This is a genomic window from Roseburia hominis A2-183 (genome assembly GCF_000225345.1).
Taxonomy (GTDB): Bacteria; Bacillota; Clostridia; order Lachnospirales; family Lachnospiraceae; genus Roseburia; species Roseburia hominis.
This window is the reverse complement of record NC_015977.1, coordinates 1,844,575-1,858,643: the sequence shown is the minus strand read 5'-3', so window position 1 is coordinate 1,858,643 and position 14,069 is coordinate 1,844,575. Positions and strand designations below refer to the sequence as shown.

Below are 14,069 nucleotides of genomic sequence, written 5' to 3'. Positions count from 1 at the left end.
GAAAAAAGGAGGGCGCAGATGGACGAAGCACACGTGTATATTGCAATTGATTTAAAGTCTTTCTATGCATCGGTAGAGTGCGTGGAACGTGGGCTGGATCCGCTTACGACCAACCTTGTGGTGGCAGACCCCGAGCGCACGGAAAAGACAATCTGTCTGGCAGTATCACCTTCCCTGAAAGCCTATGGCATTCCGGGAAGAGCGAGGCTCTTTGAGGTCGTACAGAAAGTAAAAGAAGTGAATGCTGGGCATCCGAAAGAGCGGCTGACCTATCAGATCGCACCGCCGCGCATGGCGCTCTACATGGATTACAGCACCAGAATTTACAATCTCTATCTGCGTTATGTGGCGCCGGAGGATATTCATGTCTATTCTATCGACGAGGTGTTTATGGATGTCACGCATTATCTGGGGACATACCACATGACAGCGAGAGAACTTGCGGCGAAAATGATACAGGATGTCTTTGCTGAGACGGGCATCACGGCAACCGCCGGGATCGGAACCAATCTCTATCTGTGCAAAGTGGCGCTCGATATTGTGGCAAAACATGTAAAGCCGGATCGGAATGGTGTGCGCATTGCAAAACTGGACGAGATGAGTTACCGCAGACTGCTCTGGAATTACCGTCCGCTGACGGATTTCTGGCGGGTAGGACGGGGCTACCAGAAGAAGCTGGAGGAGAACGGTCTGTATACGATGGGAGACATTGCGCGCTGCTCGCTGGGAGGAGCCAGAGAGTTCCACAACGAGGAATTGTTATACCGGCTGTTCGGCATCAATGCGGAGCTGCTCATCGATCATGCATGGGGCTGGGAGCCGGTGACGATGGAACAGATTAAGGCGTACAGACCGCAGGTGAACAGCATAAGTTCGGGGCAGGTACTGCATTGCCCCTACGACGCGAAGGGCGCGCGGCTGGTGGTGCAGGAGATGGCGGATGCGCTGGCGCTGGATCTGGTGGAACGGCGTCTTGTGACGGATCAGCTTGTGCTTACCGTCGGTTATGACATTGAAAATATTACAAATCCGGCACTTTATGCAGACTATCGCGGAGAGATTGTGGCGGACCGCTACGGGAGAAAGATTCCCAAGCATGCGCACGGTACGGTCAACCTGAAAACCAGAACCTCCTCTTCCCGTAAGATTATGGAGGCGGTGATGGGGCTGTATGACGACATTGTGAATCCAAAGCTTCTCGTGCGGAGAATCACGCTTGTGGGCAACCGGCTGGTGGAAGAAGCCCGCGCCGAGGCGGAAGAACAATACGAACAACTGGAGCTTTTTACAGATACAGGCGGACAGGAAGAGGAGAAAAAACAGGAAGAACTGCGGCTGAAAAAGGAGCGCAGCCTGCAGGAGGCAATGCTTTCCGTGAAGAAAAAGTACGGGAAAAACGCGATGCTTAAGGGCATGAATCTGCAGGAGGGCGCGACCGCGATGGAGCGGAACAGCCAGATTGGAGGGCATAAGGCATAATGGGCTGGGATCATGCGGCAGAGGAACACAAATATGACGATATACGGATGCTTGTGCATCACAGATCGCGCGTGCATCCGCCGATGTCCCTGTGGGATCGGGCGGCGCAGTTCTCTCCGTTTGCCGCGTTGAGCGGACACGAGGACGCGATCCGCGAGACGGCACGTCTTACGACGGAGCGCGCAGAGCTTTCCGAGAGCCGCAAAGAGGAGTTAAACGAGCAGCTCGTCTGGCTGCGGGAGCACCCGGATGCGAGAGAGCGGGTGACGGTGACCTATTTTCGCCCGGACGCGAAAAAAGCGGGCGGTGCCTATGTGACAGTCACCGGAGCGGTAAAAAAGATAGACGAATACGAAAAGACGCTTTGGATGGAAGATGGAACCGTCATAGCGATTGAGGAACTGTCTGCGGTTGAGATACCGGGGAAGGACCGATATGAGGAAGAATAGAAGGAGCAGCATGAAGATGGAAACACAAAGATACCTGTATGAGACACATATGCATACATCGGAGGCAAGCGCATGCGCCGGCAGCACGGGTGCCCAGATGGCGCGCGCCTACAAAGAGGCAGGGTACACCGGCATTATTGTAACGGATCACTTTTTTTACGGAAATACTTCGGTGGACCGTTCCCTGCCGTGGGAGGAGTGGGTACGGCGCTTCTGTCTCGGATATGAGCATGCAAAGGCAGAGGGGGAACGCATCGGGCTCTCGGTGTTTTTTGGATGGGAAGCATGTTATGAGGGGACGGAGTTTTTGGTATACGGACTGGATCAGGCATGGCTGCTTGCACATCCGCAGATTAAGGATGCATCGATCGAAGAACAGTACGCGCTGGTACATGAGGGCGGCGGCATTATAAGCCATGCGCATCCGTTCCGGGAGGAGGATTACATTCCCGAAATCCGGCTGTTTCCGGAATATGTGGATGCGGTGGAGGGCGTAAACGCCATGCATTCGAGCAGGGCGAGCGACTGCCACAAGAACCCGCTGTTTAACGAGCGGGCTCTGGCCTATGGAAAAGAGCACAATCTGCCATTTACAGCGGGATCAGACCAGCACACCACGCATATGATCGGCGGCGGTATGGTCTTTCCCAGAAAACTAAAAGACGTCCATGACTTTACCCGCGCGGTGCTTGGCAGAGAGGCGGTGGAACTGTTGGACGGCTGCAAAAGCGAGTGATTACGAGCGGTTCTTTTCCCGGTATTCTTTGGGCGACATGCCTTTCTGCCGGTGAAAGGTTTTGGAAAAATAGAGACTGTTGTCAAACCCCAGCGAGTTTGCGATCGCGGTGATCGACAGGCTGGAGTGCTCCAGCAGATAGCACGCCTGCTTCATGCGGAAATCCGTCAGGTATTCCTTGGGGGAGCGCCCTAGGACAGCCTCAAACGAGCGGAACAGATGACTGCGGCTCACGCCGACATAGCCAGCAATATCCTCCACGGTGATGGCGTAGGAATAATTTGAGGAGATGTACTCAATGCTTTTTTGTACATAGCTGTTCGCGGAATTCTGGCTGCCGGCGTGCGTAGCACCGTGCATGAACAGGGCGAGCATGGTATAGAGACGTCCTGTCATCTCCACCGCGTGCTCGAATTCGTTGCCGCGTGCATCGTAGATGTGCAGAATCTGCCGGTGAATATCATTGCCGCGTGGGGTGTCCCGTATAAAAGGATTCTCAGGGGAGAAGTCCGTGGCCTTCAGGATCATGGAGGCGTCGCTTCCGGTAAAACCGACCCAGGCATACTCCCAGGGGTTCTGCTCATCCGCGCAGTAGACAACCTCGGTGTTTGGGTAGACCAAAAAAGTATCTCCGCCGGACAGATGGTAAGTCTGACCGGCGACGCGGTAGGTGCCTTTTCCGGAAATGATATAGTGGATCAGATAGTGATCGCGGATACCGGGACCCCATTGGTAGAGGGCGTCACATTTCTGGAAGCCGACGTTGTAGACGGAGAGGGAAACCAGTTCTTTTTCGGTCACTTTGTAGGAATTTTTGTAATGATGCGGCATAGAACACACTCCTTGTCTTTCTGACAGTAAAATCCTTATCGTATAAGTCCATTATAAAAACAGAAAAGCCGAAAAGCAACATTATTACATATATTTCATACATTTTGGGCTATACATTTTACGGAGGATAGAGTAATATAATTTTCGTAAGGCAGATGGAACAATGAATCATAACGGGGAAAGGTGGAATCATTATGACGATTTTAGTAACAGGCGGAGCCGGATATATCGGCAGCCATACATGCGTAGAATTACAGAATGCCGGATATGACGTGGTAGTGCTGGATAATTTAAGCAATGCCTCCGAGAAGTCCTTACAGCGTGTGGAGGCGCTGACAGGAAAGCCGGTAACCTTTTATAAAGGGGATATCTTAGACCGTGATATCCTGAACAAAATCTTTGCGGAGCACAAGATCGACTGCTGTATCCATTTTGCGGGATTAAAGGCAGTGGGCGAGTCCGTGGCAAAGCCTTGGGAGTATTACAACAATAACATTGCAGGTACGCTGACACTGGTGGATGTGATGCGTCAGAACGGCTGCAAGAATATCATTTTCTCCTCCTCAGCGACAGTATACGGCGATCCGGCAGAGATCCCGATCACGGAGAACTGCCCGAAGGGTCAGTGCACCAATCCGTACGGATGGACAAAGTCCATGTTAGAGCAGATCCTGACCGACATCCAGAAGGCAGATCCGGAGTGGAATGTGATTCTGCTTCGCTACTTTAACCCGATCGGTGCACACAAGAGCGGCACGATGGGAGAGAATCCGAACGGTATCCCGAACAACCTCATGCCGTATGTAACACAGGTGGCTGTCGGAAAGTTAAAAGAACTCGGTGTATTCGGCAACGATTATGACACACCGGACGGTACCGGCGTGAGAGATTACATCCATGTGGTCGATCTTGCCATCGGACATGTGAAGGCACTCAAGAAGATTGAGGAGAAAGCGGGACTCTGCATCTACAATCTGGGTACCGGACACGGCTACAGCGTGCTTGACATCGTGAAGAATTTTGAGGCTGCAACAGGTGTGAAGATTCCTTATGTAATCAAGGCGAGAAGACCGGGCGATATTGCAACCTGCTACTGTGATCCGTCCAAGGCAAAGAACGAGCTTGGCTGGGAGGCACAGTATGGTATCCGTGAGATGTGTGAGGATTCCTGGAGATGGCAGAAGAACAATCCGAACGGATATGAAGATTAAGATGTGAAGCAGCGGACGGGGCTGCCACACGATATTGTATTTTAAATGGGATACGTTTTGCGATAAGAAAAGGAGACTATCGCGTTCCAGATGCAATCTGGGACAGCAATTCTAATCGTAAAATCCGGTATTTCTAACCATGCCGCGTCGAACATTCTGGATGATCTGTGTTTTTCCAAGTTTCGGACATTCCACAAGGTGTGTTCGTAATCCGCAGACAATTTTAGGACTTTTGTGTGTGCCCCTTGTTGGCACCAATGAACAAAACATAACCGCGCGAAGCCGATGTCTGAGCTGCCATCTGCCTTATTTTCAATAGCAGATGGCAGTGAGTTTCGGTTCACGCGGTTTTATATTGTCTGTGAAGCGGTGCCACTAGGGGCACCAGAAAGTCCGCTCATTGTCTGTGGATTTGCCGGACACACCTTGTGGAAAGTCCAAACATGGAAAGACACAGAATTCGATGTCCAACGCGGCATGGAAGAAATATTCGGATTTTCCTCCAAAGAATTGCCGCCTCCGGTTGCATCTGGAACGCGATAGTCCCTTTTTCTTGTCATAAAACGTATCCCGGTAAGATGCAAAGCATGACAACTCCGTTTTCTGGAAATAAAAAAAGAAAGCGTAAACGCTTTCTTCTTCGGGTTGGGCTGTTATTACTAACAGTAGCAGTTCCTAGGGGAATCGAACCCCTGTTTTCGCCGTGAGAGGGCGACGTCTTAACCGCTTGACCAAGGAACCATACGGTATACCAAATATATTATGAAATTGAGCAGTTCCTAGGGGAATCGAACCCCTGTTTTCGCCGTGAGAGGGCGACGTCTTAACCGCTTGACCAAGGAACCGAACAAATGCTATTATAACAGGCTTTCAAAAAAAAGCAACCCCTTTTTTGAAATTTTTTTAAAAAGCTGAAAATTCTGTACAATTCGTGAAAAAAGGAGTATGATGGATTGCGATAGAGTAACGTGGTAAAGTGCAGGAAAGTAAAAGCAGAAACGATACTTCCTGACGCAGAAAGAGAGGTTTGTGCGATGTCGCTGGAGAGGGCAAAGGCATATTTAAAAGAATATAAGATGGAAGATCAGATCCGGGAGTTCCCCGTCTCCTCGGCAACGGTGGAACTGGCGGCGGAAGCACTGCACACGGAAGCAGGGCGGATTGCAAAGACTTTGTCTTTTCTGGTGGACGGAGAGGCGGTGCTGATCGTGTGTGCGGGAGATGCCCGGATTGACAATGCAAAATACAAGGCATTTTTCCGTGCGAAGGCGAAGATGCTTGCGCCGGATGAGGTGGAGGAACGGATCGGACATGCGATCGGAGGCGTCTGCCCGTTTGGAATCAAGGAAGGCGTGCGGGTGTATCTGGACGAGACTTTGAAAAAATATGAGACGGTTTTTCCGGCGTGTGGGAGCAGCAACAGCGCGATTGAACTGACGATACCGCAGTTGGAGCAGCTTGCAAAACCGGTGTGCTGGGTAGATGTCTGCAAACTGCCGGCATAAAAGCCTGTATTTTCGAGAAAAAGCTTGCATTTCCCATAAAAAAGTGCTACTTTAATATATGATAACACGATGACTTGATTGAGAGAGGACGAAAGCCCTCTCTCAATTCACGTTTATGCCCTGTAAAGTCTGTGTAAAGGCCGGGTGGGCAGTTTGTTACAATTAAAATTGAATATGGAGAAAGAAGGTGTACACATGTCAAAGCGTGAAACATACGAAGCGCGCACCGAAGAACTGATTACTCCGATCTTAGAGCGCATGCATTTTGAACTCGTGGATGTGGAGTATGTAAAAGAAGGCGGAACCTGGTATCTGAGAGCCTACATCGACAAGGAGGGCGGGATCACCGTCAACGACTGCGAGGCAGTGGCGAGAGAGATGAATGAGATTCTTGACCGCGAGGACTTCGTGGAAGATTCCTACGTGTTCGAGGTAAGTTCCCCGGGACTTGGCAGACCGCTCAAGAAAGAAAAAGATTATGTCCGGAGCATGGGAAAGGAGATTGAGATCCGCACTTACCGTGCAATCAACCGGGAAAAGGAATTTTATGGTATTTTATCTGCATATGATGAAAGTACTGTGACAATAGAGACAGAAAACGGAGAGAAAATGACGTTTGAGAAGCCGGATATCGCGCTGATCCGTCTGGCATTCGATTTTTGATAAAATATATGCTAATAACCACTAAGGAAACAGGAGGATAATAAAATGAGTAGTAATAATGAGTTATTAGAAGCATTGAATATACTGGAACGTGAGAAGAATATCAGCAAGGAGACACTGCTTGAGGCAATCGAGAATTCACTGGTGACCGCCTGCAAGAACCATTTCGGTACATCCGAGAATGTAAAGGTGACGATGGACCCGCAGACCTGTGAGTATCATGTGTTCCAGGAGAAGACCGTAGTAGAGCAGGTGGAGGATCCGGTAGAGCAGATCAGCCTTGTCAATGCCAAGATGGTGGATTCCAAATACGAGATCGGAGATATCGTGAATGTCGAGATCCAGTCCAAGGAGTTCGGACGCATCGCAACACAGAATGCCAAGAATGTCATCTTACAGAAGATCCGTGAAGAGGAGCGCAAGGTTTTATACAACCAGTATTACAGCATGGAAAAGGATGTTGTGACCGGTGTGGTACAGCGTTACATCGGAAGAAATGTGAGCGTCAACCTTGGCAAGGTGGATGCGATCCTGACCGAGAACGAGCAGGTGAGAGGCGAGGTATTCCAGCCGACCGAGCGCATCAAGGTCTATATCCTGGAGGTGAAGGATACGTCCAAGGGACCGAAGATTCTCGTGTCAAGAACCCATCCGGAGCTGGTAAAGCGCCTGTTCGAGTCTGAAGTGACCGAGGTGAGAGAGGGAATCGTTGAGATTAAAGCGATCGCGCGGGAGGCAGGAAGCAGAACCAAGATTGCCGTCTGGTCCAATGATCCGGATGTGGATCCGGTGGGCGCATGTGTCGGTATGAACGGTGCGAGAGTCAATGCGATCGTCAACGAACTGCGCGGTGAGAAGATTGACATCATTACCTGGAATGAGAATCCGGCAATGATGATCGAGAACGCATTGAGCCCGGCAAAGGTTATTTCTGTTATCGCGGATGCGGAGGAGAAGTCGGCGAAAGTCATCGTTCCGGATTATCAGCTTTCCCTGGCGATCGGCAAGGAAGGACAGAATGCGAGACTTGCGGCAAGACTTACCGGCTTTAAGATCGACATCAAGAGCGAGACACAGGCCAGAGAGTCCGGCGACTTCATGGATTATGAGAGCGAGTACGAGGACGACGAGTATTACGAGGATGACGAGTACGCAGAGGACGGCGAATATACCGAAGACGGCGAGTATGCCGGGGACAGATATGCTGAGGATGCGGATGCCGAGGGAGAATACGCTGAGGAATCCGAACTTGCGGATGAGACAGACACAGAGAATGAAGAAGAGTAGGCAGGGGTTGATCAGAGAATGGCAAACAAAAAGATTCCAATGCGCCAGTGCGTGGGGTGCAGAGAGCTTAAGCCGAAAAAAGATATGATCCGGGTAATCAAGACGGCGGCGGAAGATGAGGCCTCCTCACAGATTGTACTTGATGCTACGGGGCGGAAAAACGGCAGAGGCGCTTATGTGTGTCCGAACAGTGAGTGCCTGCGCGCGGCAATAAAAAACAAGGGTCTGGAACGATCATTAAAAATGCCAATTCCAAAGGAAGTCTATGATACACTGACAAAGGAGATGGAGAAGTTTGAAACCAGATAAAGTGTTGTCGATGCTTGGCATTGCAGCCAAGGCGGGCGGTGTGGCAAGCGGAGAGTTTTCCACAGAAAAAGCGGTGAAGGATGGCAGGGCATGGCTTGTCATTGTCGCGTCGGATGCGTCTGAGAATACACAGAAGCATTTCCGGGATATGACGACTTTTTATGAAGTTCCGATGTATGTGTACGGAGAAAAAGAGACATTGGGACATTTCATTGGAAAGGAATTCCGTGCATCGCTTGCAGTGACAAACGAAGGGCTGGCCCATTCGATCGAAGATAAATTGAAACTGACGTTAACAACTGAATAATGGAGGAAACAGGATATATGGCAAAAATGAGAGTTCATGAACTTGCAAAAGAGTTAGGAATAGAAAACAAACAGATTATTGAATTTTTAAGTACGACGGAGCATGCGGTAAAGTCGCACAGCAGCAGCATTGAGGATGATGTGCAGAAAATGGTGCGCGACAAGTTCCAGAAAAAGGCAGCACCAAAGACGGAGACAGCGCCGAAGGCGGAGGCAGCGCCGAAGAAGGAAGCAGCACCGAAGGCGGAAGCGGCACCGAAGGCGGAAGCGGCACCGAAGGCTGCTGAGAACGCGGAGGGCAGACCGGAGCGTCCAAAGAAGAAGTCCAGCATTACCGCGGTATTTAATCCGCAGTACAGCAAGCAGGGAGGCGGACGCCGCCCGCAGGGAGACCGTGACCGCCGTCCGATGAACGGAGACCGTCGTCCGATGAATGGAGACCGCCGCCCACAGGGAGGCAGACCGGAGCAGCGTCAGGCAAGACCGGCAAACAGCTTTGATGTCAAGAGAGCATTTGAGCGCGCAATCAACCCGGAGGCTGCAAAGGCAGCCGAGGAGGCAGAGCGTCAGGCAGCGGAGCGCGCAAAGGCGGCCAGAACGGCAGCGCCGGAGAAAAAGCCGCAGGAGACAGCAGCAAAGCAGCCGGAACGCCGTGAAAATGTATACGAGAATGTGTATGAGAACGTATATGCACAGAATCCGCAGGCACGCCCGCAGGGAGACCGTGACCGCCGTCCGATGAACGGGGACCGTCGTCCGCAGGGAGACCGCGACAGAAGACCGGGAGCAAACGGAGACCGCCGTCCGATGAACGGGGATCGTCGCCCGCAGGGAGACCGCGACAGAAGACCGGGACAGAATGGATACGGCAACCGCGGCGGCAATAATGGCGGAGGAAGACCGTACGGCGGAGGAAGACCTGGCGCAAACGGTGGTCAGGGAGACAGAAACGGAGGCCGTGGCGGCAATGGTTACCGCGGTGGCAACCCGTCCGGCAGACTGGATCGTGAGATCGACCGTATGAACAAGGAGACCGCAGCATCCACAGAGGAACTGCGCGGCAAGGAGTCCAGAGAGCGCGAGAAAGACCGCAACAAGAACGACAGACAGAGAAACGATTATGATGCACTTGGCGGCAAGAAGCAGGAGCGCTTCGTAAATCTGGAGAAGAACGGCGGCAAGAAGAAGCCGAACCAGCAGCCGCAGCCGAAGCAGGAAGAGGATGTGATTAAGACACTCGTTCTGCCGGAGAAGCTGACGATCAAAGAGCTTGCCGATAAGATGAAAGTGCAGCCGTCCGTGATCGTGAAGAAGCTTTTCATGAAAGGCACGATGGTAACGGTGAACCAGGAAGTGGACTATGAGACGGCGGAGGAGATCGCGCTTGAGTTCAACTGCATCTGTGAGCCGGAAGAGAAGATCGATGTGATCGCAGAACTCTTAAAAGAAGAAGACGATCCGGAAGAGACACTTGTGGCACGTCCGCCGGTTGTCTGCGTCATGGGTCATGTCGATCATGGTAAGACATCCCTGCTGGATGCGATCCGCTCCACCCGTGTGACAGACAAAGAGGCAGGCGGTATCACACAGCATATCGGTGCATCTGTTGTTTCGATCAACGGTCAGAACATCACATTCCTGGATACACCGGGACATGAGGCATTCACGGCAATGCGTATGCGTGGAGCAAATTCCACAGATATTGCGATCCTGGTAGTCGCTGCAGATGACGGTGTCATGCCGCAGACGATTGAGGCAATCAACCATGCGAAGGCGGCGGGAGTTGAGATTATCGTTGCCATCAACAAGATTGATAAGCCGAGTGCCAATATCGAGCGCGTGAAGCAGGAGCTGTCCGAGTACGAACTGATTCCGGAAGATTGGGGCGGAAGCACGGTATTTTGTCCGGTATCTGCACATACTAAGGAAGGTATCGAGAACCTTTTGGAGATGATCCTTCTGACCGCAGAGGTACTTGAGTTAAAGGCAAATCCGAAGCGTAATGCGAGAGGCCTTGTCATTGAGGCTCGTCTGGATAAGGGACGCGGTGCAGTTGCCACCGTTCTGGTACAGAAGGGTACCTTAAAGGTTGGTCAGCCGATTGCATGCGGAAGCTGCTACGGCAAAGTGCGTGCAATGATTGACGACCAGGGAAGAAGAGTCAAGGAAGCGGGACCGTCCACACCGGTGGAGATTCTCGGACTTTCATCGGTACCGGAGGCAGGCGAGACATTCGTTGCCATGGATACGGAGAAGGAGGCAAGAGCATTTGCCGAGACCTATATTTCCGAAGGCAAGAACCGTCTGATCGAAGATACCAAGGCGAAGATGTCGCTGGATGATCTGTTCTCGCAGATTCAGTCCGGTAACGTCAAGGAACTGGATATTATTGTTAAGGCAGATGTACAGGGTTCTGTGGAGGCTGTAAAGCAGAGTCTGGAGAAGCTGTCCAACGAAGAGGTAGTAGTAAAAGTAATTCACGGCGGTGTCGGTGCCATCAACGAGTCCGATGTCAGCCTTGCATCCGCATCCAATGCGATCATCATCGGATTCAACGTTCGTCCGGACCCGATGGCGAAGACAACAGCGGACAAGGAGAACGTCGATATGCGTCTCTACAAGGTCATCTACAATGCGATCGAGGATGTAGAGGCGGCTATGAAGGGAATGCTCGACCCGATCTTCGAGGAGAAGGTGCTCGGTCATGCGGAGGTGCGCCAGATCTTCAAGGCATCCGGAATCGGAAATATCGCAGGTTCCTATGTGCTTGACGGTGTGTTCCAGAGAGGCTGCAAGGTTCGTATTTCCCGCGCCGGAGAGCAGATCTTCGAGGGTAATCTGGCATCCTTAAAGCGTTTCAAGGACGATGTGAAGGAAGTAAAAGCCGGATACGAGTGCGGCCTTGTCTTTGAGGGCTTTAATGACATTGCAGAGCTTGATATCGTTGAGGCATACACGATGGTGGAGGTACCACGTTAACAAACGTTTTGCGTGTATGGAAGGAGCTATAAATTGAGAAAAAACAGTATTAAAAATACCCGGATCAACGGGGAAGTGCTGCGCGAGTTGTCGAATATCATCCGCGGGGAGATCAAGGACCCGCGGATCAACCCGATGACCAGCGTGGTCACGGTGGAGGTTGCACCGGATCTGAAAACCTGCAAGGCCTATATCAGCGTGCTCGGGGATGAGGAATCCCAGAAGGCAACGCTCGCAGGTCTTAGAAGTGCGGAGGGTTACATCCGCAGGCAGCTTGCCCACAGCATCAACCTCCGGAATACGCCGGAGATCACATTTGTGCTGGATCAGTCCATCGAGTACGGTGTGCGCATGTCCAAGATGATTGATGATGTGACAAAGGATATTCCGGATCGGACGGATGAGGCAGAAGAGGAAACAGAAGAATGACGAATTTTGATGATTTTCTGGCAGAGGTTCATACGGTTGCCATCGGCGGACACATCCGTCCCGATGGCGACTGTGTGGGCTCCTGCCTTGCTACTTATAATTACATTAAAACATGGTATCCCGACATCGACGTGACGGTTTATCTGGAGCCGATTCCCAATATTTTCAAATTTATGGCGCGCTCCAATGAGATCGTCTCCGATTTTTCCGGGGATACGGTATACGATCTGTTTATCGCGCAGGACTGCGGGGATACGGGACGTCTGGGCGGTGCGGCGCATTTCTTTGAGCAGGCGAAGCATACCGTCTGTGTGGATCACCACATCAGCAACCAGAGCTTTGCACAGGACAACTACATTTTCCCGCAGGCAAGTTCCGCGTCGGAGCTTGTCTATGAACTGCTTCCAAAGGAGCGCATCACAAAGGAGATTGCCGAGTGCATTTATACCGGAATGGTACATGATACCGGCGTCTTCCAGTATTCGTGTACGTCGAGAAAGACGATGGAGATCGCCGGAGCGCTGATGGAGTGCGGGATCAATTATCCGAAGATTGTGGATGATACCTTCTACACAAAGACATACAACCAGAACCGCATTATGGGGCTTGCACTGTTAAAGAGCAGGCTGCACCTGAACGGAAAATGTATTTCCAGCGTGATCACGGAGGAGGAGATGACGCAGTATGACGTGCTGCCAAAGCATCTGGACGGCATTGTGAATCAGCTCCGCGTGACCAAGGATGTGGAAGTGGCAGTCTTTTTGTATGAGACGGGAGACGGCACGTTTAAGGCGAGCACCAGATCCAGGGAAGTGGTGGATGTCTCGAAGGTGGCGGTAAAGTACGGCGGTGGCGGACACATCCGGGCAGCCGGATTTTCCATGACTGGCGATGCGGATGCCATCATCGAACAGATTATTTCGGATCTGGCAGAACAGATAAAGTGAGAAAAAAGCAGTATGATGAATGGAATTATCAATATCTATAAGGAAAAGGGATTTACCTCGTTTGACGTCGTGGCTAAGCTTCGGGGGATCTTAAAGACCAGAAAGATCGGACACACGGGAACGCTGGATCCGGATGCGGAGGGGGTGCTCCCGGTGTGTATCGGCAAGGCGACGAAGATCTGCGAACTGCTGACGGACAAGACGAAGGAATACGAGGCTGTCATGCTGCTTGGAAGAACGACGGACACGCAGGATGTGACGGGCGAGACCCTGACGCAGCAGGAGGTGCGCTGCAGTGCAAAGGAAGTGGAAAAAGCGGTTCTCTCGTTTGTAGGTGATTATATGCAGGTGCCGCCGATGTATTCTGCCTTAAAGGTTGACGGCAGGAAGCTGTGTGATCTGGCACGGGCCGGCGTGACCGTGGAACGTGCGGCGCGTCCGGTTCATATTTTTTCCATCGAGATCCTTTCGATCGAACTGCCGCGTGTCAGGATGCGTGTCTGTTGTTCCAAGGGAACGTATATCCGCACGCTCTGCCAGGATGTGGGGGAGGTGCTCGGCTGCGGTGCGTGCATGGAATCGCTGCTCCGCACGAGAGTCGGAGAGTTCGCGCTTGCGGACGCCATAAAGCTGTCCGAGGTGGAGGCGTACGTGATTGCACACAGGTCGGATGCGACGGAGACAGAAGAACTGCAGCTTCCGTTCCTTCAGGCGGTGGATACCGTCTTTCTAAAATATGAGAGCGCGACGGTGGACGGACAGTTCCGCAAATATTTATATAACGGAAACCGGCTGCGCCCGGAGATGTTTTTGGAGGAACATGAGAGTATGAGAATGGCGCCGGTCCGCGTCTACGACGATGAAGGCGCATTTTTCGGCATTTATGAATATCAGGCGGAAAAGGAAGACTATAAACCATTAAAGGTGTTTAAGTAGAT

General features: G+C 51.7%; 14 protein-coding genes and 2 tRNA genes. 13 read left to right on the top strand and 3 right to left on the bottom strand.

Annotation, left to right across the window (positions count from 1 at the left end; all coding sequences use genetic code 11):
• Positions 1–18: 18 nt before the first annotated feature.
• Genes RHOM_RS08345 through RHOM_RS08335 form a run of 3 tightly spaced genes read left to right on the top strand, consistent with a single transcriptional unit; the run spans position 19 to position 2,664 of the window.
• The gene (locus RHOM_RS08345; protein WP_014079861.1) at positions 19–1,479 is read left to right on the top strand and encodes a Y-family DNA polymerase; all 1,461 of its coding nucleotides are present in this window, start codon (positions 19–21) and stop codon (positions 1,477–1,479) included.
• Positions 1,479–1,928, top strand: coding sequence for a hypothetical protein (locus RHOM_RS08340; RefSeq protein WP_014079860.1), 450 nt, complete (start codon positions 1,479–1,481; stop codon positions 1,926–1,928). The genes RHOM_RS08345 and RHOM_RS08340 overlap by 1 nt, the downstream gene beginning before the upstream one ends.
• A 16-nt stretch (positions 1,929–1,944) precedes the next feature.
• Positions 1,945–2,664, top strand: coding sequence for a PHP domain-containing protein (locus RHOM_RS08335; RefSeq protein ID WP_044024932.1), 720 nt, complete (start codon positions 1,945–1,947; stop codon positions 2,662–2,664).
• Here the strand turns inward: RHOM_RS08335 and RHOM_RS08330 are convergent, their stop codons facing one another.
• Positions 2,665–3,495 carry an AraC family transcriptional regulator gene (locus tag RHOM_RS08330; protein WP_014079858.1) on the bottom strand — a complete coding sequence of 277 codons (831 nt, stop codon included), beginning with the start codon at positions 3,493–3,495 and terminating at the stop codon, positions 2,665–2,667.
• Positions 3,496–3,689: 194 nt separating this feature from the next.
• Between RHOM_RS08330 and galE the strand changes: the two genes are divergently transcribed.
• Complete coding sequence (gene galE, locus RHOM_RS08325) at positions 3,690–4,706, top strand: UDP-glucose 4-epimerase GalE (protein WP_014079857.1); 1,017 nt, start codon at positions 3,690–3,692, stop codon at positions 4,704–4,706.
• A gap of 669 nt (positions 4,707–5,375) precedes the next feature.
• Here galE and RHOM_RS08320 read toward each other — a convergent pair.
• Positions 5,376–5,447 (bottom strand) — tRNA-Glu (locus RHOM_RS08320).
• 32 nt (positions 5,448–5,479) lie between these two features.
• Positions 5,480–5,551 (bottom strand) — tRNA-Glu (locus RHOM_RS08315).
• A 189-nt stretch (positions 5,552–5,740) separates the two neighbouring features.
• Between RHOM_RS08315 and RHOM_RS08310 the strand changes: the two genes are divergently transcribed.
• The 9 genes from RHOM_RS08310 to truB all read left to right on the top strand — a co-directional run bounded on the left by RHOM_RS08310 (position 5,741) and on the right by truB (position 14,067).
• Positions 5,741–6,211: a YbaK/EbsC family protein gene (locus tag RHOM_RS08310; protein ID WP_014079856.1), complete on the top strand. Its 471-nt coding sequence runs from the start codon at positions 5,741–5,743 to the stop codon at positions 6,209–6,211.
• Positions 6,212–6,406: 195 nt separating this feature from the next.
• Complete coding sequence (gene rimP, locus RHOM_RS08305) at positions 6,407–6,874, top strand: ribosome maturation factor RimP (protein WP_014079855.1); 468 nt, start codon at positions 6,407–6,409, stop codon at positions 6,872–6,874.
• A 45-nt stretch (positions 6,875–6,919) separates the two neighbouring features.
• The gene (gene nusA, locus RHOM_RS08300; protein WP_014079854.1) at positions 6,920–8,161 is read left to right on the top strand and encodes a transcription termination factor NusA; all 1,242 of its coding nucleotides are present in this window, start codon (positions 6,920–6,922) and stop codon (positions 8,159–8,161) included.
• Positions 8,162–8,179: 18 nt separating this feature from the next.
• The gene (gene rnpM / locus RHOM_RS08295) at positions 8,180–8,470 is read left to right on the top strand and encodes an RNase P modulator RnpM (protein ID WP_014079853.1); all 291 of its coding nucleotides are present in this window, start codon (positions 8,180–8,182) and stop codon (positions 8,468–8,470) included.
• Positions 8,457–8,777, top strand: a complete 321-nt coding sequence (locus tag RHOM_RS08290) for a L7Ae/L30e/S12e/Gadd45 family ribosomal protein (RefSeq protein WP_014079852.1) — start codon at positions 8,457–8,459, stop codon at positions 8,775–8,777. The genes rnpM and RHOM_RS08290 overlap by 14 nt, the downstream gene beginning before the upstream one ends.
• Positions 8,778–8,794: 17 nt before the next feature.
• Positions 8,795–11,755, top strand: coding sequence for a translation initiation factor IF-2 (infB, locus tag RHOM_RS08285; protein ID WP_014079851.1), 2,961 nt, complete (start codon positions 8,795–8,797; stop codon positions 11,753–11,755).
• Positions 11,756–11,788: 33 nt separating this feature from the next.
• Positions 11,789–12,184 carry a 30S ribosome-binding factor RbfA gene (gene rbfA, locus RHOM_RS08280; RefSeq protein ID WP_014079850.1) on the top strand — a complete coding sequence of 132 codons (396 nt, stop codon included), beginning with the start codon at positions 11,789–11,791 and terminating at the stop codon, positions 12,182–12,184.
• Complete coding sequence (locus tag RHOM_RS08275; protein ID WP_014079849.1) at positions 12,181–13,131, top strand: DHH family phosphoesterase; 951 nt, start codon at positions 12,181–12,183, stop codon at positions 13,129–13,131. Before rbfA ends, RHOM_RS08275 begins: the two co-directional genes overlap by 4 nt.
• Before the next feature lie 12 nt (positions 13,132–13,143).
• Complete coding sequence (gene truB / locus RHOM_RS08270) at positions 13,144–14,067, top strand: tRNA pseudouridine(55) synthase TruB (protein ID WP_014079848.1); 924 nt, start codon at positions 13,144–13,146, stop codon at positions 14,065–14,067.
• The last annotated feature ends 2 nt before the right edge of the window (positions 14,068–14,069 follow it).

Excerpts from the sequence above, each read along its gene's own strand:
- infB (WP_014079851.1), top strand. The coding sequence starts at position 8,795 with ATGGCAAAAATGAGAGTTCATGAACTTGCAAAAGAGTTAGGAATAGAA.
- rimP (WP_014079855.1), top strand. The coding sequence starts at position 6,407 with ATGTCAAAGCGTGAAACATACGAAGCGCGCACCGAAGAACTGATTACT.
- RHOM_RS08275 (WP_014079849.1), top strand. The coding sequence starts at position 12,181 with ATGACGAATTTTGATGATTTTCTGGCAGAGGTTCATACGGTTGCCATC.
- RHOM_RS08335 (WP_044024932.1), top strand. The coding sequence starts at position 1,945 with ATGGAAACACAAAGATACCTGTATGAGACACATATGCATACATCGGAG.
- RHOM_RS08330 (WP_014079858.1), bottom strand. The coding sequence starts at position 3,495 with ATGCCGCATCATTACAAAAATTCCTACAAAGTGACCGAAAAAGAACTG.
- RHOM_RS08345 (WP_014079861.1), top strand. The coding sequence starts at position 19 with ATGGACGAAGCACACGTGTATATTGCAATTGATTTAAAGTCTTTCTAT.
- truB (WP_014079848.1), top strand. The coding sequence starts at position 13,144 with ATGATGAATGGAATTATCAATATCTATAAGGAAAAGGGATTTACCTCG.
- RHOM_RS08340 (WP_014079860.1), top strand. The coding sequence starts at position 1,479 with ATGGGCTGGGATCATGCGGCAGAGGAACACAAATATGACGATATACGG.
- RHOM_RS08310 (WP_014079856.1), top strand. The coding sequence starts at position 5,741 with ATGTCGCTGGAGAGGGCAAAGGCATATTTAAAAGAATATAAGATGGAA.
- nusA (WP_014079854.1), top strand. The coding sequence starts at position 6,920 with ATGAGTAGTAATAATGAGTTATTAGAAGCATTGAATATACTGGAACGT.
- galE (WP_014079857.1), top strand. The coding sequence starts at position 3,690 with ATGACGATTTTAGTAACAGGCGGAGCCGGATATATCGGCAGCCATACA.
- rnpM (WP_014079853.1), top strand. The coding sequence starts at position 8,180 with ATGGCAAACAAAAAGATTCCAATGCGCCAGTGCGTGGGGTGCAGAGAG.